The sequence below is a fragment of the Gammaproteobacteria bacterium genome, from assembly GCA_029881255.1.
Taxonomy (GTDB): domain Bacteria; phylum Pseudomonadota; class Gammaproteobacteria; order S012-40; family S012-40; genus JAOUMY01.
Genome location: JAOUMY010000007.1, coordinates 70,347 through 95,054, shown reverse-complemented (window position 1 = coordinate 95,054; position 24,708 = coordinate 70,347). Strand labels below are relative to the sequence as shown.

The 24,708-nt window shown below is 46.4% G+C and carries 23 protein-coding genes and 3 tRNA genes; 8 read left to right on the top strand and 18 right to left on the bottom strand.

Going from position 1 to position 24,708, the window contains the following annotated elements; genetic code table 11:
• The gene (locus tag OEZ43_14065) at positions 1-243 is read right to left on the bottom strand and encodes a hypothetical protein (protein MDH5546713.1); all 243 of its coding nucleotides are present in this window, start codon (positions 241-243) and stop codon (positions 1-3) included.
• 748 nt (positions 244-991) lie between these two features.
• Here OEZ43_14065 and OEZ43_14060 point away from each other — a divergent pair.
• The 5 genes from OEZ43_14060 to OEZ43_14040 all read left to right on the top strand — a co-directional run bounded on the left by OEZ43_14060 (position 992) and on the right by OEZ43_14040 (position 6,693).
• Positions 992-1,960 (top strand): hypothetical protein, encoded by a 969-nt coding sequence (locus tag OEZ43_14060; protein MDH5546712.1) that lies wholly within the window; start codon positions 992-994, stop codon positions 1,958-1,960.
• Between the two features lie 71 nt (positions 1,961-2,031).
• Positions 2,032-2,964 carry a hypothetical protein gene (locus OEZ43_14055; GenBank protein MDH5546711.1) on the top strand — a complete coding sequence of 311 codons (933 nt, stop codon included), beginning with the start codon at positions 2,032-2,034 and terminating at the stop codon, positions 2,962-2,964.
• Positions 2,965-3,119: 155 nt separating this feature from the next.
• A complete protein-coding gene (locus tag OEZ43_14050; GenBank protein ID MDH5546710.1) occupies positions 3,120-5,084 on the top strand; it encodes a HEAT repeat domain-containing protein in 1,965 nt (654 codons plus the stop codon).
• Complete coding sequence (locus OEZ43_14045; GenBank protein MDH5546709.1) at positions 5,056-6,096, top strand: hypothetical protein; 1,041 nt, start codon at positions 5,056-5,058, stop codon at positions 6,094-6,096. Before OEZ43_14050 ends, OEZ43_14045 begins: the two co-directional genes overlap by 29 nt.
• 15 nt (positions 6,097-6,111) lie before the next feature.
• A complete protein-coding gene (locus OEZ43_14040; protein ID MDH5546708.1) occupies positions 6,112-6,693 on the top strand; it encodes a hypothetical protein in 582 nt (193 codons plus the stop codon).
• Here the strand turns inward: OEZ43_14040 and OEZ43_14035 are convergent.
• The 15 genes from OEZ43_14035 to OEZ43_13965 form a co-directional block, all read right to left on the bottom strand.
• Entirely contained in the window at positions 6,690-7,445 is a 756-nt protein-coding gene (locus tag OEZ43_14035) for an AraC family transcriptional regulator (protein ID MDH5546707.1), read from the bottom strand. The genes OEZ43_14040 and OEZ43_14035 overlap by 4 nt on opposite strands.
• 327 nt (positions 7,446-7,772) lie before the next feature.
• On the bottom strand, positions 7,773-7,973 hold the full coding sequence (locus OEZ43_14030) for a hypothetical protein (GenBank protein MDH5546706.1): 201 nt from the start codon (positions 7,971-7,973) through the stop codon (positions 7,773-7,775).
• A 917-nt stretch (positions 7,974-8,890) separates the two neighbouring features.
• Complete coding sequence (locus OEZ43_14025; GenBank protein MDH5546705.1) at positions 8,891-9,160, bottom strand: HigA family addiction module antitoxin; 270 nt, start codon at positions 9,158-9,160, stop codon at positions 8,891-8,893.
• Positions 9,161-9,180: 20 nt separating this feature from the next.
• Positions 9,181-9,471, bottom strand: a complete 291-nt coding sequence (locus OEZ43_14020) for a type II toxin-antitoxin system RelE/ParE family toxin (GenBank protein MDH5546704.1) — start codon at positions 9,469-9,471, stop codon at positions 9,181-9,183.
• A 390-nt stretch (positions 9,472-9,861) separates the two neighbouring features.
• Positions 9,862-9,938 (bottom strand) — tRNA-Pro (locus OEZ43_14015).
• A 90-nt stretch (positions 9,939-10,028) separates the two neighbouring features.
• Positions 10,029-10,427, bottom strand: a complete 399-nt coding sequence (locus tag OEZ43_14010) for a MerR family transcriptional regulator (GenBank protein ID MDH5546703.1) — start codon at positions 10,425-10,427, stop codon at positions 10,029-10,031.
• Positions 10,399-10,716 (bottom strand): integration host factor subunit alpha, encoded by a 318-nt coding sequence (gene ihfA, locus OEZ43_14005; protein MDH5546702.1) that lies wholly within the window; start codon positions 10,714-10,716, stop codon positions 10,399-10,401. The genes OEZ43_14010 and ihfA overlap by 29 nt, the downstream gene beginning before the upstream one ends.
• A 3-nt stretch (positions 10,717-10,719) precedes the next feature.
• Complete coding sequence (pheT, locus tag OEZ43_14000) at positions 10,720-13,095, bottom strand: phenylalanine--tRNA ligase subunit beta (protein ID MDH5546701.1); 2,376 nt, start codon at positions 13,093-13,095, stop codon at positions 10,720-10,722.
• 90 nt (positions 13,096-13,185) lie between these two features.
• Entirely contained in the window at positions 13,186-14,208 is a 1,023-nt protein-coding gene (gene pheS, locus OEZ43_13995; protein ID MDH5546700.1) for a phenylalanine--tRNA ligase subunit alpha, read from the bottom strand.
• A 109-nt stretch (positions 14,209-14,317) separates the two neighbouring features.
• Positions 14,318-14,674: a 50S ribosomal protein L20 gene (gene rplT / locus OEZ43_13990; protein MDH5546699.1), complete on the bottom strand. Its 357-nt coding sequence runs from the start codon at positions 14,672-14,674 to the stop codon at positions 14,318-14,320.
• A gap of 20 nt (positions 14,675-14,694) precedes the next feature.
• Positions 14,695-14,892, bottom strand: a complete 198-nt coding sequence (rpmI, locus tag OEZ43_13985; protein MDH5546698.1) for a 50S ribosomal protein L35 — start codon at positions 14,890-14,892, stop codon at positions 14,695-14,697.
• A gap of 54 nt (positions 14,893-14,946) precedes the next feature.
• Entirely contained in the window at positions 14,947-15,477 is a 531-nt protein-coding gene (gene infC, locus OEZ43_13980) for a translation initiation factor IF-3 (GenBank protein ID MDH5546697.1), read from the bottom strand.
• Complete coding sequence (gene thrS / locus OEZ43_13975) at positions 15,474-17,399, bottom strand: threonine--tRNA ligase (GenBank protein MDH5546696.1); 1,926 nt, start codon at positions 17,397-17,399, stop codon at positions 15,474-15,476. The genes infC and thrS overlap by 4 nt, the downstream gene beginning before the upstream one ends.
• An 83-nt stretch (positions 17,400-17,482) precedes the next feature.
• Positions 17,483-17,559: transfer RNA gene (locus tag OEZ43_13970), tRNA-Val, on the bottom strand.
• Between the two features lie 57 nt (positions 17,560-17,616).
• Positions 17,617-18,006 carry a Rap1a/Tai family immunity protein gene (locus OEZ43_13965; GenBank protein MDH5546695.1) on the bottom strand — a complete coding sequence of 130 codons (390 nt, stop codon included), beginning with the start codon at positions 18,004-18,006 and terminating at the stop codon, positions 17,617-17,619.
• 243 nt (positions 18,007-18,249) lie between these two features.
• Between OEZ43_13965 and OEZ43_13960 the strand changes: the two genes are divergently transcribed.
• Positions 18,250-19,545: a PEP-CTERM sorting domain-containing protein gene (locus OEZ43_13960; GenBank protein MDH5546694.1), complete on the top strand. Its 1,296-nt coding sequence runs from the start codon at positions 18,250-18,252 to the stop codon at positions 19,543-19,545.
• Positions 19,546-19,672: 127 nt separating this feature from the next.
• Here OEZ43_13960 and uvrB read toward each other — a convergent pair whose 3' ends face one another.
• Positions 19,673-21,688, bottom strand: a complete 2,016-nt coding sequence (gene uvrB, locus OEZ43_13955; protein ID MDH5546693.1) for an excinuclease ABC subunit UvrB — start codon at positions 21,686-21,688, stop codon at positions 19,673-19,675.
• Positions 21,689-21,803: 115 nt separating this feature from the next.
• On the opposite strand from uvrB, the gene OEZ43_13950 reads away from it, so the two are divergent.
• Together OEZ43_13950 and OEZ43_13945 are read left to right on the top strand one after the other, a co-directional pair.
• A complete protein-coding gene (locus tag OEZ43_13950; GenBank protein MDH5546692.1) occupies positions 21,804-22,976 on the top strand; it encodes a pyridoxal phosphate-dependent aminotransferase in 1,173 nt (390 codons plus the stop codon).
• Between the two features lie 49 nt (positions 22,977-23,025).
• Positions 23,026-23,101: transfer RNA gene (locus OEZ43_13945), tRNA-Asn, on the top strand.
• A gap of 247 nt (positions 23,102-23,348) precedes the next feature.
• On the opposite strand, the gene OEZ43_13940 is transcribed toward OEZ43_13945, so the two are convergent.
• Positions 23,349-24,593: a clostripain-related cysteine peptidase gene (locus OEZ43_13940; protein MDH5546691.1), complete on the bottom strand. Its 1,245-nt coding sequence runs from the start codon at positions 24,591-24,593 to the stop codon at positions 23,349-23,351.
• Positions 24,594-24,708 lie beyond the last annotated feature (115 nt).

Genomic DNA, 24,708 nt, shown 5'->3' with positions numbered 1-24,708 from the left:
CTATTGAGATAACTCACCGGTATCCCGAGGCAAACGCCAGGACACTATCGTGGTGGCAATGAGCACGAGCACACCAAGCCATATCATCGTATTAGCGGGATCTGCACCGATTCCCGCTACCAAGGCATAAACACCAGAGGCCAGAAGCATGGCAACATTTTCGAAAAATTTTTGAATCGCAACAGCTCCACCGCTGCTAACTATCAGCTTGTGTTTATTGGTTATCGCGATCAGTGCCGACAACACAATCGATGATTGAAGCCAAAGGCGCGACGATAAAAACACGGATGATCGCGATGAAAACGCAGTTTTTAAATTGGGAGAAATAAGAGATGGCGGGCCAGACTTTTCTGGCCCGCTGTTTTTATATAAATGAAATTTCTAAGAAGCGAGTGACACGTTAACGAAAGCAGACTGTAGGTCGGCCGGAGATCCTCGAAGCGTAGAAAGGTATAAACACGGAGTATCTAACGGGCAAGGACTCAGAATTCAGGTAATTGGTCGGGGCGAGAAAATCTCGTCGACCTAAATAAATAAAACCCACCTAAATTACCAATTCACTTTTCACCAAAAACACAATTCCGTTCCAGCCCTGAAAAACGAGAGGGCTTCTTACCTGTAAAAATAAGTTTCCCTCCCTCCCAAGTAAGTCCTCTTTTTACCCCAGAAAAGTCCTGGTTTGAGATTTCTTGTTTGCGTTAGCATTCTCTCAGTCTTCAACGGAATACAGCATTCATGGGCTAAGTTAGCAACATCGTGCAACAAACTTTGAGGACTGAAGTAATCAGTTCAGCATAGAGTGCAAGTTAAAGTGCATACCCTTTGCACAAAGTAACTTCCCGTTATGAAAACCGATTCTAGTTACTTTGAGAGGATAGGGTAATACCACCAGGCAAACTGCGGACTATTGCTGCACCCAAGGAAAACCTGTCGAATATCACCCCATCGCTTGCAACGACTTCTATTTCATGTCTAGTACAGGGAGAAACAAATGAGGAAAATACTAGGTTGTATCGTAGGATTGATTTTACCGCTATGCGCGATAGCAGAGGGGAGCATCGTTCCGGAAGGTGGAGAAATACAAATCAAAAATTTCTATATTAAATCGACCACTTTTTATATAGGAATGCCAACAGATATCGAATTCTTTATTAAGCCGACGCAAGACATCCCCCATGCTTTAGTAACCGTGGGAGTTAACTGGGCTTCCCCAGATCTAACATTTGAAGAAAACCTTGCCAACTACGACAGCGTCGAACCGCAAAGGGTAGTTTTGAGCTTTCAAATGGATAATATTTCTACGTATGGTGCCAAAGTTCGACCACCAGCCTTCGCTTTTCCGAATAATGTCGATCCGGACAACTACATCTTTACTATAAACGTACAACCCGTGGACATTGAAACAACAGATTCAGGTGATGCAATTATTTTGGCAGATGGTACCACAACACCAAACAACCTATCTTGGAAGTTTTTTCCCAATGTTGTCCAGGTAGTACAACTTGACAAGCCTAATTTGCGCGCCACGGAGTTTTCATTCGGAGGAAATGGCGGAGTTGTGCGTAGCGACACGGATGAAATCCGGGTGAATTTAGAAGTTTCAACGGATGTTCAAGATATTCCATACTCTGTTGGAAGTGTGTCTATTGATTTCGGCGCAACAATTAACGGTGTGGACTTCCCGCTGCTTGTCGCTATCGAAGACCCTGCAGGAAACGAATCAACGACATACTCTGAAAGCTGGGAAATTGAACCTAGTTGTGTAGATTGTCCTGTTATTCCAAAACAACAGAGCCGCAGTGGTGCGCTACGTTTAAAGATTACAGAACCTTTGAGAACCGCACTCAATCAATACTTTGGCTATTTTCACGTATACGCTCGCGTAGATTCTCGTAACTTAGTAGACGAAGTTAGTGAAACAGACAATAAGATTTGGAGAATCGCCTTGGATGCCGATTAGTTCGCAATCGGTAACTCATAACTTACTTTGTGTTTGACGCATTGTCTTTAGAATAATAGAGAGGGATTTAAATGTATAAAACATTATTGCTTTTGGTATTGGTCATAGCATCCGTGCAGAACGCTTTTGCAGTAGCGGTTAGTCACTTCGGGCCATATGACGTCAAAATTACTACAGCAAAAAAGGCAGATAAATTCGGAAACAAATATTTTGGATCGAACTACGAAACCGGATTTGATATAAGCTACGCACAACAAGCTGGAATTCCCTATGCCTTTCATGCTGGAACAAATAATTTCGTTAACGTTAAAGTATTGAAAGACTGGAGTGTTGCGAATGTCAGTGGAAAAGCTGCTGTTAATATCTTTTCCCCTACCGCACTTGCACACTACGACTACAACGTTCAAATTCTGTCTAAGACCTATTGGAGCGCCAACAAAGACATACTAAGTGGTTCAGATTGGAGCACCAAAGATGCTTTAGGAAAGGAAACACAGGTACTATGGACACAAACGACAACGTCCATTCCAATTCCTCTTGGTCCAATTCCGTTTAATATCCAAGCGGGGCTGCGAGGTGAAGCTGGTGCTAAAGGATCCCTGAATTTTAAACAGTTAGCTTCCTCACAACTAACTTTCAACTACGGCCCCTATGCCAAACTAGACGCCATTGTAAACGGTAATGTCAGTTTGGCTTTTGCCAGGGGTGGTATTTATGGGTGGCTTACTTTGCTAGGTATCGAGCAGAACATGGCAGCAAGTGCGCTAGTCAATGTTACAGGCGCCACATTGAGCGCAGGACTGCCGGGGCAAGTCAATTCGCTGAAAGGCGAAATTGGCGTATTTGGAGACGTAAAGAATGTTAAACTTTGTTCTAAATGGGGTATCAAATACCCTTGTGGTACTTATTGGACGACTATCTACAAGGCAACCATGATCAGTTTTGGCGGCATAGTTCAAAAGTGGAATTTGAAACAATATTCACAGTCGTTTGGCGCAGCGTAACAATATCTTTTTGAGACGCTATGTCCTGTTGTCTGAAGTGCCGCTAGTCAAGCGGCACTTCATTCAAAAAGCAGAAATAATTCTCAAAATTACACCTAAGCCACACAATTTTTGTCTGTTCGGACAAATTAAATTCAAACTATTTATATTACACCATGAAAAAATATCAAAATTTAGCTCGAGTTACTCTAATCGCATCAGCTTTTGTGGCCGCAGCGTACTATCTTGTGTATTACGAAGAGGAAATACCTACCGAATTCTCAAAAAATGAACAAAAACCAAACATTCAAACTACTCCAAATACTTTTACCAATATAGATATCCAACCAGTGTCAGTAGGATTGAATTCTTCAGATCTTCTATACAAACCAAACTTTAATAAAAATGAAGAATTGGCGTTTGATTTTGTGTCTCAAGCCAATGGCTGGTTGGATTCCTCAAAACTGATTATCGGGAATAGTACTAGCACACAATCAGATATTGATTTGTATTCATACGGCGTACTCATCCTTCATGTTTATGAGAAGCACGAAAAATACTGGGAATTTGGTGGTTTTATCCGCATTCGTACTCTAAACATAAACAATGCTCCAGTATCATATATTGACGATCTTGCAAACCCATTTTCCTTCAAATTAAAAAACAACGGCGAAATTTATGCTATTAATATACATAACGAGGCTACCGCTGATGCGTCACAGTATATTCAACAAACCATTCGTCAATTTCAATTCATCAGCCCGATCGACAAACGAAGTCAGTGGGCAGTACAGGAAAGCGACCATCTAGGGAAATATGTCGCCTCGTACAAGAATTTCAATATTCATCAAGATCAACTTTGGCAAATGGAAAAACAAAGAACAAAATATTTGCAATTGTTTTCAAACGGTATTGCCCGCACCAATATCGAAATTCCCGAATCCTTAACAAACTTGCAAATTGACACAAAAACTGGTTGGATAAACGCCATCAAAGGTGAAGAGAAAACCCAAACATTCGTAGATGGCACAATTTTCAGCGAAGTAAAAGGAAAGTTCACAGCTAAACGAACTCAACGCTATGCTGCCTTTAAGTTTCCAGATAGCTTTACCCAATTGAATAGTGCGCTAAACAAAACTAAAACATTAGATTTTAGTAGTCTTAAGACAATTCCTGAATTGGATGCACTTGCCCTAGGAAAGTCGCCCGATGAGGCCATTGAATTCTATATCAGTCAGCTATTGGACCCCAATTTTGAAAACCTTGCCCGTGACTTTATGATTAACTATCTCCGAAAAAACCCTGATGCTAGTACCTCAATAATTACCAAACTAAACATGCAGAACTCTGGTCTTGTACAACGAGAAGAACTATTTCTATGGTATGCGATTGCTAAAGCTGGAATGAAGGAAAATCAGGCAGCTCTGCTTGCTACTGCCATGGATAGGTACTCCGCCGACTCCACCCGATCCCGCGCTCTGGCCGCCATGCATTCAATTGACGTTCCCAGTAAACTAACTATTGATGGACTCTGGCAACTCAGTGAAAATTCTGTCGAATACCAAGATATTACACTGTTCGCACTAGGATCCTTAGCCCATCCGTCCAAAGCATCGGTGGAGTCTAATCCAGAACATATTGTCGACCAACTCAGCAACAAACTAGCACAAAGTAGCGACGAAGAGCAGTTAGTAGTATTGCTACATAGTTTGAAGAATTCACAAAACCCTGCGTCTATATCGACAATTGCCATTTTTTTAGGACATAGCAGCGAAGATGTACGAAGTGCGGCCTACCAGGCCATTGCTACGATAGAGTCGAGCGACGCATTTGACACCTTTACAGCGCATTTTAGCCAGGAAAAAAGCTATAGCGTAAAAGCGGCAGGCGTATTGGCCTTGGTTCCTTTTAGTGGGAATTTAGAAATTAGTAATTGGTCAAAAGATCAATTACAAAAAGAAATTGATCAAGGAGCAGAGTCAGCAACCTTACAAATCGCTTTGATCGATGTCATCGCAAACGCCACATCGATTTACCCGGAAAACGAATCTTTCCTACTAAGTATCGCTAATCAGAAGCTTGAACTGAAAGTAAAAGAAAGGATATTTAAATATGTTTCACCTGATCCAAACTCAATTTGAGAAAGGCACCAATAGAATTACTGGTATCGCAATGCTAGGATGTTTGACACTACTCAACGCCTGCACTCTGCAGTGGTCAAATGCATCAGATAGTGGACTCGTATTCAACAGAAAAGTCCTACGTCCTCCATATTATATTCCGATGGGAACAGCCGCCGGGGAGGTGGGCTACTTTCCAGTGCATGTAGATCCTCTGATTGAAGTTGAATCATTACGTGACTCCAATATGTACAACTATCTTTCAAATGCGCTACCCCTCTTGTCCCAATACTTGCAACAGAAATTATCGGGGCGAGTCCTTGAGCGCTATACTCATCAATGGCCAAAGTGGCCTCAGCATGGCCTTGTTGAAACATATAGTCCCGAGAACACCAATTCACTTTTACTAATCGATCTACCAAGAATTCACTATGGCAGGCCTGAACATGTATTGGGGCCCGATTGGCGACGCTCAGGTAGCGCGCCTGATAGCACGGAATCCATGCTAACCCTCGTCAAAGGTTCAGGTAAATGGTATCGGTATTTTTTAGAGAATTACCATGACGATATACCTGAATATATTCTTGATATAAGTATCGGTATCATTGATGTCTCTTCTCAGCCAAATATGTTGCTTGAAGGGTTAGATGCAAAAAATTCAATCCGGGATAAGCTGAAGCAAGTAGCTGCCAATGCTGGCAACACGCTTTATCTTGGCTCAAAGTTACAAACTCCGAGCCCCGTTAGTGGGGTATCCCCTTTCACTACAGTTGCGCTCAAGGGTTTGATATATGACCGGAAAGGAAATGTGATTGCCGGGGCTGTAGAGGGTATTGCAGCTCTCACTACGATAGAACAGAATACCTTCTTAGTCAGCGGTGCCTCACAACAAAACTATAACATTGAGGAATTGGGTGATCTAAATACTTATCCCTGGAAAACTGCTATGGATAGCCTGCTACAGCATTTGCTACCAACTAATTCATTAAACCAGCAGGTAGGGTTTGCTACGGTTGAACAAACAAAAGAGTAGGATCTAGACAGCAATATGATGCGCGTATTTGTACCAATTATACTAGTCATTATCTTCACAACATCACAAACCTGTTTCGCTGCGGATACCTTGCTAACGACTACCAAAGCACCGACCGAATTAACACAAGGCATCGATATTTTTTATGAATCTGGAAGCGGAATCAATACTTTTGGCGCTTCGAAACTTTGGTTTGGCCGCAATGAATACATGAAGGCAGCAGTTGGCCTTGGCCTTAGTCGAATCCACTTTTACAACAAACCACTGGACTTTACGCAAAACAATTACTATCCACTTTATGGCATTTTTTTAGTTCAGGGGCCTAATCGAATAGCACCGTATGCAAAATTCGCCATTGACTTGTTGGATGCACTGAATTCCATCGAAACCCTTGGTTTTTCCGGAGAGGAGAGTGCTTGTTGTGACGCCAACTTTAGCCTCGGCGTAGATGTTTCGCTACATTCACGCCTTTCTCTCTCAGGGTATGGTCGCTTTTACCAGTTTCGCTATTTCCCCAATGGTGAAAATGTCAACAATGGCGAACGATCTGAGCATTATGTCGCTGCACTGGGTCTATCTTTAAACTACTGGTATTAACTTCCTGAAGAAGCAGCCAAACGTTTGTCACGACGACAAATTGAAGGTCGTATCATGTATTTTGCATAATACATACGCGAAAACAGTGAGGGATCACTAAAACCAACCCGAAATGCAATTTCCTCAATAGACAGGGAGGTGTTATGTAATAGATAGTGTGCTTGTTGTAGACGAATCGTCTTGAGGTACTCTCGAAAAGACATACCTAGTTCTTTGCTGAATTTTCGTGAAAAATTATCTGGGCTCATATTGAAAAGACTCGAGATAAATTCAACCGGCATTCTATTCTGATAGTGTTGGTCAATATATAGGACTATTTGCTGTATTTCCTTGCTTAGACCAGTAACCAGAATAGTATCAGACTCCTTGTCCCGCTCTACCACTGTTGATGGCTCATGCTCTATCACCCTGCTTATACTTTGACGCAGAAATTCAATTTCCATAGGCAGAATGCCAAACTCATAGACCTTGGTGGCACGAAATGCATTTAGTATTAAATTCTGGTTATTAAAATCTGCGGTAACAAATACAGGAGTTTCGGGAAACAGTCGATTGAATGTCGTCAATGCAACCATGTAGGCATCACCAACAGTATCCGGGGTTAGGTGATATAGAAATGCGCTTAAGGCAGCGCTTGATGCGCTTACGCGGCAGGGAATCTCACTCAGATATAAAAATCGTGCGAACGTCGGTGTGATCTCCCCGACAACAGGAGTAAGATTATGATAGTTAAAGCCTGCAATAATACTCACCACACACCTAGTCCATTATGTGTTTTGAGTTGCACCAACGCGTACTAATATCCACGCGCCGGAACAGGCAAGCAATATACCTTGTAACATTTGAAGTTGCAGCCATACTACCTAGTACAATACAGCATCCGTGACTTTATTTTTATCTAGCTTCTTCTATGGATGCAGCTAAAAGTTATGCTTATAATTTTCAGAATAGCCCCATTCTGGGTGGATTATATCAGCGCGATAATTTTTCTTGAATAGTTTAAAGACGTTATTTCTATTCATTTTTCTTATTGCAATATAACGGAGATAATTCTACTGCTTAGGAACTATTACTCCGTTTTAGTTAGGATCGAAGTCGAGCAAGACAAACAATTTAATCCTTCCTTCTACCGTAATCATCATTTCCGTGACTGGCTGAAAGATGAGGGATTCTGGGTCAGCCATAAATGTATTCTGCATCTCGCCCATGATCATTTGTCGAGCCTTTTTGCTGCTGTTTGTACCCTGTTTTACCGCCTCAATCTTATATTTCTTCGTCAAAATAGCGGTGTCGAATTCTCGTTCAAATATAACATTCTTATTTCGGCCAATTTCCCATGGCTTGAGTATCCGTCAAATCGGATAGGCTCAGCTGATTCGTGTTTTAGCGATAAACGCTAGTACTGGCCCATGGTACTGCGGACTTATACCGCGAATTTTTTATCACGCCATCTTTAGCATTGTTGCCGCCTGTTGCGCACCCACCATTAATAAGGGAAGAGATTCTCGGCTTTCCTGACTTAATACTTTTATAGCTAGAACTAGCCTCCCGCGTTCGGTTCATTTCAAAAATGAATCTGGGGACTGTCTACATTCCCACTAGACAATATTGATTGTTACAACACAGCCTTATATACCCAGTCGGTATCTATGCGATCTATCACGAGTGAGACTACATAGGCACGCTGGAAGTTATTTGCCCTAGAACTCTAGAGTGTAGCCGGAAGTGGGGCCCAGTTAGTAGCAGATCATTGCACACACTTTGATTTGTGTATCGTGGCGAGAGGGTGAAGCCAGACCGAAATGACCTAATGTCATTTCGCAGCTGGCTGAACGCTAACCGCAGGTTGGCCGGGAATCCTCGAGGCGAAGAAAGTCGTATACTCGGTTTCGCTAACGTGCAGGAATTTGAATTCGGGTAAAATGGTCGGGGCGAGAGGGTGAGAAGAAACCGTTTGTCCAGTGGACAAACGCAGTTCTTCGAACGCCAACCGCAGGTTGGCTGGGAATCCTCGAAGCGAAGAAAGACGTAAACACGGAGTATCTAACTTGCAGAGGATTTGATCCTCCGTCCCCCACAACCCCATTTAGGCGACTACATCACTCTATCTATTTGTTTTCATTATTTCACTGAATTGCAATATCAGACAATATCGTGCGACAAGGAACAATAATTTACATGTCCATTCTACTAGTCTCTACGCCGCCCTATTCCGACGTTCTACCGCCTTAGCCAAATCCCATGTTGCCTGCAGATTCATCCATAGCTTCGGAGTAGTACCCAATACCTGAGCTAGATCCAAGGCTGATTCGGCCGTAATCCCACGCTTCCCTTTGATCAGTTCATTGAGGCGTGTTGTAGTCCAACCCAGCTTCTTAGCAAAGGCTGCTTGTGACATTTCCATTGGCTCAAGAAACTCTTCTAGTAGAATTTCTCCAGGATGAAATGGATTCTTAGGTTCTTTCATTTCGTATCACCTTTAATTCTTCAATGATAATCAACGATGGTAACTTCACTTGCATTCCCGTTTTCCCACTTGAATATCACCCGCCATTGATCGTTGATTCGTATCGAATGGAACCCTGACAAATCTCCCTTCAGTCTCTCCAATCGATTTCCAGGCGGCACACGCAAATCGTCTAGGTCTCCCGCATCATGCAAATAGAGCAGTTTGCGTCTCGCAACCCGGTGAATATCCTTTGGAAATTTTCGAACCTCCTTCGACTTCTTATCGAAGTACAGGTCCTCAGCTAACGTATTCCCAAACGAAATTATCATATACAGATATTATCGGAATTCGATAATATTTTTCAAGAAGAAAAAGCCGACATCCTTAGAATGATAATAAGAATTTGAATCTATTGGTCGGGGCGAGAGGGTGAAGCCAGACCGAAATGACCTAATGTCATTTCGCAGCTGGCTGAACGCCAACCGCAGGTTGGCCGGGAATCCTCGAAGCGTAGAAAGGTATAAACACGGAGTATCTAACGGGCAAGGACTCAGAATTCAAGTAAATTGGTCGGGGCGAGAGGGTGAGAAGAAACCGTTTGTCCAGTGGACAAACGCAGTTCTTCGAACGCCGGCCGAAGGTCGGCTGGGAATCCTCGAAGCGAAGAAAGACGTAAACTCAGAATAACTAACGTGCAGGGAACGAGAATTCAGGTAAATTGGTCGGGGCGAGAGGATTTGAACCTCCGACCCTCAGCACCCCATGCTGATGCGCTACCAGGCTGCGCTACGCCCCGAATGTCCGACCAATGTCAAAGAGGCGCCTATGGTACCCTAAAAAAGGTTCCAGATAAACGACTAAAACCAGGTACTAAACCCCTGAAGAATCAATCAGCTAGGTTTTCCAGAAGGTCTTCCAGCTCCGTACGCAACGCCTTTACCAGATCCTGAGAACCTGAGACCGGGCTTGTTGCTGCCGTTGTCTCGGCCTCAACGGCCTTGCTCTTTTTGGAATCTCGTCGCGACAGCTGCTGCTTGGCACCGTTAATGGTAAAACCTTGCTCATAAAGCAAGCTGCGTATGGTACGCACCATCTGTACGTCATGCTGCTGGTAGTAACGTCGATTGCCTCGACGTTTGACAGGTTTCAGTTGCGGGAACTCCTGTTCCCAGTATCGTAATACGTGAGGTTTGACTGCGCAGAGATCGCTCACTTCGCCAATGGTGAAGTAGCGTTTTCCCGGTATCGGCGGCAGTTCAACCTTGTTCTTGTTGTTGCTCTCCATTGCCTTTGTATGCTTCCACTCTAGCTTTAAGTTTTTGTCCCGGCCTAAAGGTTACCACGCGCCGTGCAGAAATGGGAATTTCTTCTCCAGTCTTCGGATTGCGACCAGGACGTTGATTTTTATCCCGGAGTGTAAAATTGCCAAAACCCGACAACTTCACGCAAGTACCGGTTTCCAGTGCCGCGCGAATTTCTTCGAAAAAGAGATCTACCAGATCTTTTGCTTCTCGCTTATTGAGGCCCAATTCCTCAAAAAGCTTTTCCGCCATATCCGCTTTCGTCAACGCCATAGATTACTCTCTTAGTGTTGCGCCCGTTGAATCCTTCAATGAGTTTAAGATTGTTCGGACTACAGCCTCTACCCTATCGTCCGTGAGGGTTTGCGTATCATCCTGCAAGGTTATCGCTATTGCAAGACTCTTACTTCCCTCGGGGACACCTTTCCCGCGATATATATCAAATATATCAATATCTTTCAGTAACTGTGGAGAAGTTTTTTCAACTTCTTCAACAATTTTCCGGGCGGTGACCTGTTCATCTACCACCAGGGCCAAGTCCCGTCGTATGGATGGAAACTTGGAAATCGCCTGAAACCCCGGAACGCTACCGGTTTTCAGTGCAGCGTAGGACAGTTCGAACACATATGCCGGTGTTGGAAGGTCCAGTTTTTTCTGCACAACCGGATGCAGGCATCCTAACCATCCAATTTCTATGCCGTTTTTGTAAACCCTTGCAGATTGTCCGGGGTGTAAGGCCGGATGTTGCGCACTTTCGAATACCACGCCATTGAGTCCACCAGTAGCGCAAAACAGGCGCTCCAAATCCGCTTTCACATCATAAAAGTCCACTTTACGCGGTTTTTCCGACCAATTTATGGGTAAGGCATCGCCATAGGCCAAACCGGCCACCATCAGGTCTTGCGCGACAACGCCACTTTTTTGGCTGAATTGCATTCCGGTCTCAAAAATGCGTACCCGGTTTTGCTGTCGCGTTTGATTGTGAACCAATGTCTTTAACAGGCTAGACCACAATGTGGTGCGCATCACCGACATCTCTGCCGAGATCGGATTGGAGATAGCGACAGTTTCGGTTTCCGGATCAAGCAAACTCTGAATATCTGCATCAACGAAACTATAGGTAATGACTTCGTTGTAACCGGAGTCGATCAAGATCTCCTTGAGACGCGGCATACCGAGTTCTGCTTCAGACTCATCAGTTAATTTCAATTCGCCTAACGGCATGTGAGTCGGAATATTGTTATAACCATAGACGCGTCCCACCTCTTCCACAAGGTCGGCCTCGATAGAAATATCGTAGCGATAACTCGGTGGTGTCACTTGCCAACCGTCTGCAGTTGACGACACCGTCATGCCTAAACCTTGCAAAATATTTTCGATTTGTTTGTTGTCGATTGTTATTCCTAACACGCGTTCAACACGCGAGGTACGCAACGCAATTGCATCACGACGCGGCATGTCAGCTTGTGACACCGCTTCAACAATAGGACCGGCATTACCTCCGGCTATTTCAATAATCAGCGCTGTGGCTCTCTCCATCGCTCGTGCCTGCAATTCAAAATCGACACCGCGTTCGAAGCGATAAGATGAATCGGTTTGCAAACCAAAACGTCGACCTTTGCCGCGTATCGCATCTGGTGAGAACAAGGCGCATTCGAGAAATATATGTTGTGTGGATTCGGTAACAGAAGATTCCAGACCGCCCATTACACCAGCAAATGCGTGTGCCTGTTTTTCATCGGCGATGACTAACACTTGTTCGTCTAACTCGACTTCGCTGTCATCCAGCAATTTCAGTTTTTCTTTTTTCTCGGCACGACGCACGATGATTTTGCCGCTGAGTTTATCCAGATCGAAGGCGTGCATCGGCTGGCCGAGTTCGAGTAAAACATAATTGGTCACATCAACAGTCGGGCTGATCGAGCGCAATCCGGCGCGACGTAGGCGTTCTTCCATCCACAGCGGTGTGTTAGCACTTGCGTCGATATCGCGTATGACGCGACCGAGATAGCGCGGACAATCCGTAGTGGCATGCACTACGACTTCACGCGTTTCGTCTATTGTCGCGGCAACTTTATTCACTAACGGCACATTTACTACAGTATTGTTTAATACCCCCGCCTCTCGCGCCATACCGGCAACACTCAGGCAATCGCCGCGATTTGGGGTGAAATCTACTTCAATTATGGTATCGTCGAGATCGAGATACTCGCGGATCGACATACCAACAGGTGCATCACCAGGTAAAATCATCAAACCTTCTGCGCTTTCCGAAAGACCGATTTCCGCTTCGGAACACAACATACCGTGGGACTCCGCACCGCGTAGCTTGGCCTTCTTGATCGTCATACCATTAGGCAGCGTCGCACCTGCCATGGCGGTGGGTACGCGTATACCGGGCGCGACATTGCTCGCACCGCAAACAATTTTCAGCGTCTCGCTTCCGACATTCACCGTGGTCAGATTCAGCTTGTCCGCTTCCGGGTGTTTTTCGACGGTTAACACTTCCCCAATGACAACATTGTTAAAAGGTGGCGCTGCTGCCTCCAGGCTGTCTACTTCGAGACCCGCCATGGTAAAACCTTCCGCCAGAGTGGCGGTATCCACATTGGGATTCACCCATTCACGTAACCATTTTTCGCTGAATTTCATAGTCGCTGTTTAACTTCTTTGTAAGACGCGTGTTGCGTCGTATCCAACCCTCGACGGCACAATAGCCGCCGCGTTTTATTCACTTACCGTCTAGGCAAACTGTTTGAGAAAACGTAAATCGTTTTCGAATAACAGACGCAAATCGTTTATGCCGTAACGCAACATCGCCAGACGATCGGCACCCATGCCAAAGGCATAACCAACGTATTCTTCGTTATCTACGCCGACATTTTTTAACACCTGAGGATGCACCATGCCGCAACCACCGACTTCTAACCAACCTGTTTGTTTACATACGCGGCATCCATCTCCAGAACACATCACGCACTGTATATCGATTTCCGCTGACGGTTCGGTAAACGGGAAATACGAGGGACGAAAACGCAGTTGCAAATCTTCGACCTCGAAAAACTGTTCCATAAACGTTTTCAAGGTTCCCTTGAGTGTGGCAAAGCTGACGTCTTTGTCCACCAACAGGCCTTCGACCTGATGAAACATAGGCGTATGAGTGACATCGAAATCGCAACGATACACACGTCCGGAGGACAAAATGCGAAACGGCGGTTTGGCGTTTTCCATGACGTGTATCTGCACAGCCGAGGTCTGGGTGCGCAACAGAGAATTCTCGGTGATATAAAACGTATCCTGCATCGCCCGCGCCGGGTGATTCTCGGGAATATTCAGCGCCTCGAAGTTGTGATAATCGTCTTCGATTTCCGGACCGTGGGCGATGGTAAAACCCATGCCCTTAAAGAAAGATTCGATGCGTTGTATCGTTCGCGTTACTGGATGTAATGAACCACGATGCTGACCACGACCGGGCAAAGTTACGTCTATGGTTTCTTCTGCCAGGCGCGCATCCAGTGCCGCCTGCTGTAAATCATTTTTACGCGCTTCAATAGCCTCTTGCACTGCTTGTTTAGCTTTGTTAATTACCTGTCCAGCATCGCGACGCTGTTCAGGTGGTACGTCTTTGAGATTTTTCAGTTGCTCGGTCAGGACACCCTTTTTACCCAAGTAGTGAACACGTATATCGTCAAGTGTGGCGAGATCACTGGCTGATTTGATCTTGCCCTGAGCTTCTTCGGTGAGTTGATTTAATGCTTGTTCCATTTCCTAATTCTCGTGGGGCGCGTGGCTTACGCCGAGATACTCAAAACAAAAAAGGGAAAGGCATCACACCTTTCCCTTTTCGTTGACACTGTAAAAACGCGTATCGTTATCAGGACAAGGCGGATTTTGCCGCTTCTGCGATCCTGGCAAAACCGTCCTTATCAAATACCGCGATATCCGCTAATACCTTACGATCAATTTCAATACTGGCCTTCTTCAGACCATTGATCATACGGCTATAGGTAATACCATTGGCGCGTGCTGCGGCATTGATACGGGTAATCCACAACGCGCGAAACTGACGCTTGCGCTGCTTGCGGTCACGATAGGCGTATTGACCTGCCTTGGTTACAGCCTGCTTGGCAACGCGATAGACGCGACTGCGGGCACCATAATAACCTTTGGCGGCTTTTAAAACCTTTTTGTGTCGGCGACGGGCCTGAACACCACGTTTAATTCTTGGCATAGCTTCGACTCCTCTCCAACTTATTTATAAGGCAACAGACGATCGATAAACACGATATCTGTACTTGCGATGCAAGAAGGAGTACGCAGCTGACGCTTACGCTTGGTGCTCTTCTTGGTCAGTATGTGGCGACGATGAGACTGGCCACGCTTGACGGCACCACTAGACTTGCGACGGAAACGCTTATTCGCGCCGCTGTTCGATTTCATCTTAGGCATTTAATACACTCCGCATTTGGCCAAACAACATGTTTGGCGACGTTAATTATTCACTTATCTGGTTTTTCTCGGGGCAATAACCATCACCATTTGTCGGCCTTCCATCTTTGGATATTGCTCTACTGCGCCGATTTCACTGAGATCAGTTTCAACGCGCTTGAGCAAGTCCATGCCGAGTTCCTGGTGGGCCATTTCACGACCGCGGAAACGTAATGTCACCTTGGCCTTATCCCCATCGTTTAGGAAGCGAATCAGGTTGCGTAGTTTTACCTGATAGTCGCCTTCCTCAGTTCCTGGACGGAACTTGATTTCCTTAACTTGTATCTGCTTCTGTTTCTTCTTGGCGGCTTGCTGTTTCTTGTTCTGTTCGAACAGAAACTTGCCGTAGTCCATAACCCGACATACCGGTGGTTCGGCATTCGGTGAGATCTCTACGAGGTCCATTCCAGCTTCTGCTGCAACAGCCAGTGCTTCTGCAATTTGCACAACCCCTGCCTGTTCCCCATCAGCACCAATCAGGCGAACCTGTGGTGATGTAATTTCAGCGTTCATGCGAACTTCGCGCTTCTTGCCTGAGATACTCATTCCTCCAAAACAGAACGACCGCGCTGATCCACCGCCTCTTGCAGGAGTTTACCAAATGCCTCAATACTCATGGCACCCAGATCCTTCCCGCCGCGGGTTCGCACGGCCACAGTCCTATCGGCGACTTCTTTGTCACCGGTAACCAAAATAAACGGCACACGCTGTAATGTGTGCTCGCGAATTTTAAATCCGATCTTCTCATTTCTCAAGTCGGATTTAACCCTGAAGCCTTGTTTTTTCAGTGTTTCCTCGACTTCGACAACATAATCTGCCTGATTGTCGGTAATATTGACAATTACCGCCTGTTCGGGAGCCAACCAGGGAGGAAAAGCGCCGGCATAGTTCTCGATCAAAATACCAATAAAACGCTCCAAAGAACCCAATATAGCGCGATGAAGCATTACCGGCACCTGACGACCGTTATTTTCGTCAACGTATTCTGATCCCAGACGACCCGGAGTATTGAAATCTACCTGGATGGTGCCGCACTGCCATACCCGGCCTATACAGTCTTTGAGTGAGAACTCAATCTTGGGCCCGTAAAAAGCCCCTTCACCCGGTTGCAGATCCCAAGCCAGGCCTTTGTTATTCAAGGCTGTTTCTAGCGCATGCTCGGATTTATCCCAGATCTCGTCGGAACCGACGCGCTTTTCCGGGCGAGTTGAAAGCTTGATGATAACCTCGTCGAAGCCGAAATCCGCATATACTCTATATAGTAGGTCGATAAATGCCGCGACCTCATCCTGAATCTGATTCTCTGTACAGAAGATATGCGCGTCGTCCTGCACGAAACCACGCACACGCATCAGCCCATGCAAGGCCCCACTCGGCTCGTTGCGATGACAGGATCCGAACTCGGCCATGCGCAAGGGCAAGTCACGGTAACTCTTCAGCCCCTGGTTGAAGATCATGATATGACACGGGCAGTTCATCGGCTTAATTGCGTAATCACGCTCCTCCGAGTGGGTGGTGAACATGTCCTCGTGGAATTTTTCCCAGTGCCCAGACTTTTCCCATAGAGTGCGCCCAACGACAGTCGGTGTCTTTACTTCGGTATAACCGGCTTCGCGTATCGTTTTACGCACGTAGCTTTCGATGACTTGATAGACTATCCAGCCCTTGTCATGCCAGAACACCATGCCTGGCGCCAATTCTTCCATATGGAAAAGATCTAGTTGCTTACCGATCTTGCGATGATCACGTTTTTCAGCTTCTTCAAGACGGTGCAAATAGTCTTTCAGATCCTTCTTGTTATTCCAGGCAGTACCGTAAATGCGTTGCAGCATTTCGTTGCGTGAATCGCCGCGCCAATAGGCACCCGCGACTTTCATCAGCTTGACCGCCTTGATCTTGCCGGTGCTCGGAATATGCGGGCCACGACACAGGTCGATAAAGTCGCCCTGTTCATACAGAGAAATCGTTTCGCCTTTAGGGATGGATTCTATGATTTCGGCCTTATAGACCTCGCCCATGTTCTTGAAGAATTCGATCGCCTCTTCGCGCTTCATTTCTTTGCGATGCACCGGAATATCTTGCTTGATGATGTCCTGCATACGCTTTTCGATCTTTTCCAGATCTTCCGGCGTAAAACCACGCTCGAAGGAAAAGTCGTAATAAAAACCGTTTTCGATTACCGGGCCTATGGTCACCTGAGCCTCAGGGAAGAGCTGCTTGACCGCCTGGGCCAGCAAGTGCGCAGATGAATGGCGAATGATATCCAGGCCATCTTCATCGCGTTCAGTGATAATGCTAAGCGTCACATCGGATTCGATCAGATGAGAAGTATCCAGTAGCTTATCGTCGATCTTGCCAGCCAGCGCGGCTTTTGCCAAACCAGGTCCGATATCCGCAGCAACATCGTGGATAGTGACAGCTTTATCAAAAGAACGTTGGGAACCATCGGGAAGGGTAATAACGGGCATTACATACTCCTATCAGTGGCGACCTATACGAGGGGTCGCGTGAAAATGAAAAGGCACCGCTTTGTGGGCGATGCCTTGGTGTCTGGTAGGCGCGATTGGACTCGAACCAACGACCCCCACCATGTCAAGGTGGTGCTCTAACCAACTGAGCTACGCGCCTAAAAATTGAGGGCGAAAAATAACATATGCCCAGAGGCTACACAATAGCTTCGCCAGACTATTTACATGGAAAGCGCTTGCGAAATACGTTGTAAACCGTAAGCTGTGCAGACTCTTTGGCATATTTCTTATTTTCGTCCATATAGTCCAAAAACATTTTCACCAGTTGCTGTGCATGATATTTACGTGGCATGCAGATGAAATTGGTCTTCATGACTTTCTGTTCCATCATCATCGCACCAGCCAGGTTCACACCGGCGATGACGCCGCCAACATAACCAGCGCAAGTTCCGGTATCCAGAAAGCGCTTTATAGCCTTCTCACCCGCCTCTTTCTCGGGCAACTTCTGCTGAGTAACCCGACACTGCTCAGCCAACTCTCCTGCAGTGAATGCAAACGCACTTGATTGAATGAAAAACAAACAACAAATCATTATCAGTTTTTTCAACACAATTCCCTCTTGATCAGCAAGCCTGTGCACGAAAGATACTTGCTATTGATTCATATTGCCAACATAGGAATTTTTTCTACCCATATAAAATATATCCATCTCTGTTTGTCGGGTAATTTTACATAATTGAACTCCAAGAATCACATGAGCATTACAACCATTTGTTTTTATTGTCATTTATTGCTTGGTTCACAAATTGCTATCATCATACAAAATCAACAATCAATAGAGGAGTGCAAAATGCTACAGAAAAGTCCAAAAAGGCTGCTAACGCAATTGTCGCTAAGCGCGCTTGCGTTTGCTGGCTTTGTATTACCTTCGACAAGTCATGCGATTGCATTGCTTGATGGTTTAGGTGGTCCGACGGGGTATGGTGACTATGCCTTAACGCTCGATGAGGGAGCAACCTTCTGGCGTAACGATGATGGCTCAAGTTCATCAAGGTCGCTATTCGAGGTTAACTTTTTTGGCACCGCCTATAACAATTTCTTCATCAATACCAACGGAAACATCTCTTTTGGGAATTCGCTCAGCACCTTTACGCCAAGCGCATTTACCGGTGCAAGCACCGCAACACCCATCATTGCGCCTTTCTGGGCAGACGTTGATACTCGCTGTGCCACGTGTGGAGAAATCTACGTTGCCGCACCCAACGCGGAGACTATGGTCATTACCTGGAGCAATGTTGGCTACTACTCTAACCATGTAGACAAGCTTAACGATTTCCAGATGATTCTTCATGATCGTTCCGATATCAATACCGGGGATTTTGACATCGAGTTCCGTTATAACCAGTTGCAGTGGACAACTGGTGATTTCAGCGGCGGTTCAAATGGGTTCGGTGGTACGCCAGCATCAGCCGGTTATGATTCAGGCGCGGGTCAGTTTCTTTCCCTCCCTGGTTCTTTAAGTGCTGACATTTTGAATCTAGCTGCAACGAGTAATGTAAGCGTCTTATCACCGGGTTTGTGGACGATGGCGATACGCAATGGCGTTACCTCAGATGGTTCATCTGCGGACGCGCCTTTGCTACCTCAAATCGTTATTGTCGATGAAGGTTTTGTGTTTGACTTCGAAATTACAGTACCAAACCAGACTATCTGGATCGATCCGGACATCGCCGTTGGTTATGATTATGAAATCACTACTGGACCAAACTTCGCTAGCGTTACTTTGCCAGCGGGTTATGGCGACAACTTTTATGATCTATACTTTTGGAACGGCACAGAATATGTTGACTCCGGCTACGATATTGAAGGTGGTGTCACTTTCGACCTAACTACCATCGATGCCGCCGGTCTGAGCCGTTTCAGCATTCGTGGCATAGAGATTTCTGCTGGCCTTGATCCTGCTGATCCAACCGCTTTCGTAACTGGTCTTTCTTTTATGGGCGTTGGCAATGTCACAATGACGCAAAACCCAATCAGTGTATTCGTACCTGATGCGAACGCGCCAGAGCCCGCTTCACTTGCATTGTTTGGTGCAGGTTTAATCGGTATGACGGTTGCCGCAAGAAGAAGAAAATCTAAGAAGTAATTCTCGCGATTCGTTTCAAATGAAAACGGCTCCTTTTAGGAGCCGTTTTTTTCGTCTACAATCTTCTGAGTTACTTTGAGTTGCCATGCGAAAGAAATCGCTGGCAAATAAGAACGAACAAATACGACTAACGCGCTAACCCCATATTGGCTTCCTGTATCTTTTTAATCTGATCACGCACACGTGCCGCCTCTTCGAACTCCAGATTCTGCGCATGCCTCATCATTTTTTGCTCCAGGGTCTTGATTTGTTTCTCCAGTTTAGCGGGACTCAAGGATTCGTATTCAATTAGATCATCGGCAACCTTGGCATAGCTGCGCGGATCACTTACCGGGCCACCGGGATAAGTTGCCTCCATAACGTCACGTATCGCCTTTTCCACGCCTTTCGGTGTGATGCCATGTTCTTTGTTATAGGCCATTTGTTTTTGTCGCCGACGCTCGGTCTCATCGATAGCCTTTTTCATCGACGCGGTTATCTTGTCGGCATACATAATGACACGACCGTTGAGATTACGCGCAGCGCGTCCAATGGTCTGTATTAGCGAACGTTCCGAACGCAAAAAACCTTCCTTGTCGGCGTCAAGGATCGCAACTAGTGAGACTTCGGGTATGTCCAAGCCTTCGCGCAACAGGTTAATACCGACGAGCACATCGAACTCACCCAGACGCAGATCACGCAGGATTTCCATGCGCTCTACAGTATCGATATCAGAGTGGAGATAACGCACCTGCACACCATTCTCTAGATAATAGTCGGTGAGATTTTCCGCCATTTTCTTGGTCAGCGTGGTAACCAGAACGCGCTCGTTTTTTTCCACGCGTTTATTGATTTCTGACAACAAATCATCGACCTGCACACCTACGGGACGGATATCAATCTCCGGATCAACCAGCCCTGTCGGACGTACCACCTGTTCAATAATGTCACCTGCATGTTCTTGCTCATACGGGCCAGGCGTCGCCGAGACAAACACCGTCTGTGGCAGCAGTTTTTCAAACTCATCGAAGCGTAAAGGCCGATTATCCAGCGCCGACGGTAGACGAAAACCGTATTCCACCAGTGTTTCCTTGCGCGAGCGGTCGCCTTTATACATACCGCCCACTTGCGGCACGGTGACGTGACTTTCATCGATAAACAGCAATGCATCACTGGGGATATAATCCATCAGTGTCGGCGGTGGCTCGCCGGGATTGCGACCGGAAAGATAACGGGAATAGTTTTCTATGCCGGAGCAATAACCCAGTTCCTGCATCATCTCAATATCGAGCTTGACGCGTTCACTCAGCCGTTGCGCCTCGAGCAATTTGTTCGATTCATAAAACTGATTTAGGCGAACCTGCAATTCCTCTTTGATGTCATCAATCGCATTCACCACGGTGTCACGCGGTGTAACGTAGTGACTGGTTGGAAATATTGTCACTCGCGGTAGTTTGCGCAACACCTCGCCGGTGAGTGGATCAAACCAGGCAATAGACTCCACTTCGTCATCGAACAATTCCACGCGTATAGCGTCACGATCGGATTCCGCCGGAAAGACATCAATGACCTCGCCGCGAACGCGAAACGTGCCGCGAAACAATTCCATATCATTGCGTTTGTATTGCAACTCGGTGAGGCGGCGCAGGATTTCCCGCTGGCTGATTTGTTCACCACGGGACAGATGCAACACCATTTTCAGATACGACTGGGGATCACCCAAACCATAAATCGCCGACACTGTGGCTACGATAATGACATCCTTGCGTTCAAGTATGGCCTTGGTTGCCGACAATCGCATTTGCTCAATGTGATCGTTAATTGAAGCGTCTTTCTCGATAAAGGTATCAGAGGAAGGCACATAGGCCTCGGGCTGATAATAATCGTAATAGGAAACGAAATATTCGACCGCGTTGTCGGGAAAGAAATCCTTCATCTCGCCATAAAGCTGTGCCGCCAGCGTCTTGTTGGGGGCGAGCACCAGGGCCGGGCGTTGCAGTTTTTCAATAACATTGGCGACAGTAAACGTCTTGCCAGAACCGGTCACGCCGAGCAGGGTTAAAAACGCCTCTCCTGCTTCCAGGCCTCCTACCAGACGTCGAATAGCCTCCGGCTGATCGCCAGAAGGGGTATAACCGGAATGGATTTTAAAGGCTTTGACCATGCGGCATCCCCGTATTGTCGATAAGGCTGAATCTATAGTGCACTTTGATTACGAGTCTTGCTATATTACGCCAGTTTTGTACTGGACAATTTGACTAGAGGACTCATAGCCCCCAATGCTCTCCCAACGCGCAAAAAACCTCAAACCTTCGCCGACATTGGCAGTCACCGCTCGAGCCGCCGCTTTGCGCGCGGAGGGCAAGGATATCATAGGCCTGGGTGCCGGTGAGCCGGATTTTGACACCCCGCAACATATCAAAGACGCGGCGATTGCGGCCATTAACAACGGTTTTACCAAATACACGGCGGTGGACGGGACAGCAGAGCTGAAAAAGGCCATCATCAGCAAATTCGCAAGAGACAATAAACTTACCTTTACGCCTGACCAAATACTGGTATCCTGCGGCGGCAAGCACAGTTTTTATAACCTGTGTCAGGCGGTACTCGATACCGGAGACGAGGTCATTGTCCCTGCTCCCTATTGGGTATCCTATCCACCGATGGTGGAACTGGCAGAGGGAACACCCGTAATAGTCGAGGCAGGTATCGACGCTGGTTTTAAAATCACGCCTCAACAATTGAAGGCCGCGATTACCAATCGTACGCGCATGGTTGTCATCAACAGCCCTTCCAACCCGACAGGCGCGATTTATTCAGAACAAGAGCTACAAGCCCTGGCCGATGTGCTACTACAACACCCCAAAGTGCTGGTCGTCACTGACGATATCTATGAAGCCATCGCCTGGGAAGGTACGCCATATACCAATATATTGAGTGTTTGCCCTGAACTACTATCGCAGACGATTGTGCTCAATGGCGTGTCCAAGGCCTATTCCATGACAGGCTGGCGTATCGGCTATGCCGCTGGACCCAAAGATATCATTAAAGGTATGAAGACGATTCAGTCGCAGAGCACATCTAACCCGACATCGATTTCCCAGGTCGCGGCACAGGTCGCGCTAGAGGGCGATCAGTCATGTATAACGATGATGTTAACGGCCTTTGAAGAACGCCATGGCGTGGTCCTGAAGCGTCTTAATAACTTGAAAGGTGTTCGCTGCATCCCAGCCCAGGGCGCGTTTTATCTGTTTCCGGACTTCAGTGGTGCAATCAAGGCCAAGGGTATGAAAGACGATCTGGAGCTGGCTGAATGGCTATTGGAAGAAGCTGGAGTGGCCTTGGTGCCCGGTTCAGCGTTTGGTGCACCGGGATATATGCGTCTGTCTTTTGCAACGTCTTTAGATAACCTAAACAAGGCCTTAGATCGTTTGGAAAAAGCCCTTAATTAAAATTTCTGGTTGACCGACGCGAAAAGCATCGTTAGTATACGCGTCCTATTCCCCGGTAGCTCAGTCGGTAGAGCAAATGGCTGTTAACCATTGGGTCGCTGGTTCGAGTCCGGCCCGGGGAGCCATCTTTCTTCACATGTATTTCCCTTTTACCGTCATCACAGCTATTTGATCTTGTTTGCCTGGGAACAAAGAATTCCTATGCCACTCATTGCAGACATGCTTTCCGTGCAATTGACTATGCACTGTATGAATATGGTGTATAGAAACCAGACAACATTAGCTTACCAGCGAAAAGTTGCCACATATGCTGGAGAGAAAAAGTGCGACCCACTGGAATCAAATAACGTTCACAATTCACCAGAACGGCTTTTAGAACAACGTCGGGTATGACTGAGAATTGTATAGATAGAGCATTTCGTCCCACTCAAATTCATTAATGAAGCGTCCTTTGTTACCCGTCGCTGTGTCTGCATCCCAGTTTTTATAATTCACGTCATAGGTGTTGTTCGAGCCGTCACTGCGTAGTTTGAAAAACACTACGGATAGCCCGTTTGCGTCTGGTCGGTCTGCGCCGTGGTAGCTCGCAATTGTCGCTTGATCTAACAGTGCCGGAATATTGCTGGTGTTATCGTATTTGGCAAAGAAATCTTTGATATCGACATAGACCCGTGGCTGGTTATAAAAATCGATATGCTGTGCATTTTCGCGCGCGGTTTGCAGTGCGGTGATGAGTTCTGCATTATTCGCTGTATCTGCCAGCGCCGCTTTGGTGCTGGACGCAAAGTCACCTAATGCGGTTGCCAGCGCTTTGACACCTTCGCTGCGATGCGCGGCAAGTGTGTAGAGCTTGTCGTTGGTTTCGATGCCTGATGGATAAAGCACTTCTTCAAATTGGCGACGATAGCTGTCGACGACTATCGAAGAGAATTCGTCTATGCTCATCTTCGGATCTTTTGATAAGCGCGCAAAGACATTGGTGTAGTCCCAGCCGATTTGGTATCCCACTTCTTGCGAAGAGATGACGACTTCCGCCAAATCGGAAAATTCATAGATAGCCTCGATAGTACCCATGATGCTGGCATCCAGGCCGAGAACATTGATATTGATGCCAGAGGCTTCGATAGCGGTACGCACGCGATGATTGTGCATTGCCATTTTGATTACGCCGTTGTCCCAGTCATTAAACAAAGATCGTGGACCAACTTTTTCCGCTGGCGATGGACCGATAGTCTGATCCCAACCATTGCCATGATCGGACAAAATCAAAATGGTATGATCCGGCTTGTTCAATCTTCCTTTTGCCCACACCAGAAAATCGGTGAGAGTTTGTTCATCGGCCATATTGACTTCGCCGATGTCCTCTAACTCGGTCATTCCTTTCTCGGTGATTTCATAACGCTTGGCGGTGACGCCATCGGGTTGATCGAATTGCACGAGTACACGGATATTGTCCACTTGTATGCCTGTCTTCATCTCTTCGAGGTCTTGAAGATTATATGGCGCGAGATCGTTGTCTCCGTCGAGATAGACGATGAAGGTCCAGTTTTTGGAAAAGAAAGAGCAACTGGATAGGGAAACAACTGAGACGAGAATTAAAAAGATTGAACGTATCATTGATGTACCGAGTTCGTGCAGTGAGAATTACCGTAACACGATAATAGAGCGTTATCTATAAAAAAAACGGCGGGCAAAGCCCGCCGTTTATATCTCGTTAACCAGCTATAGAAAC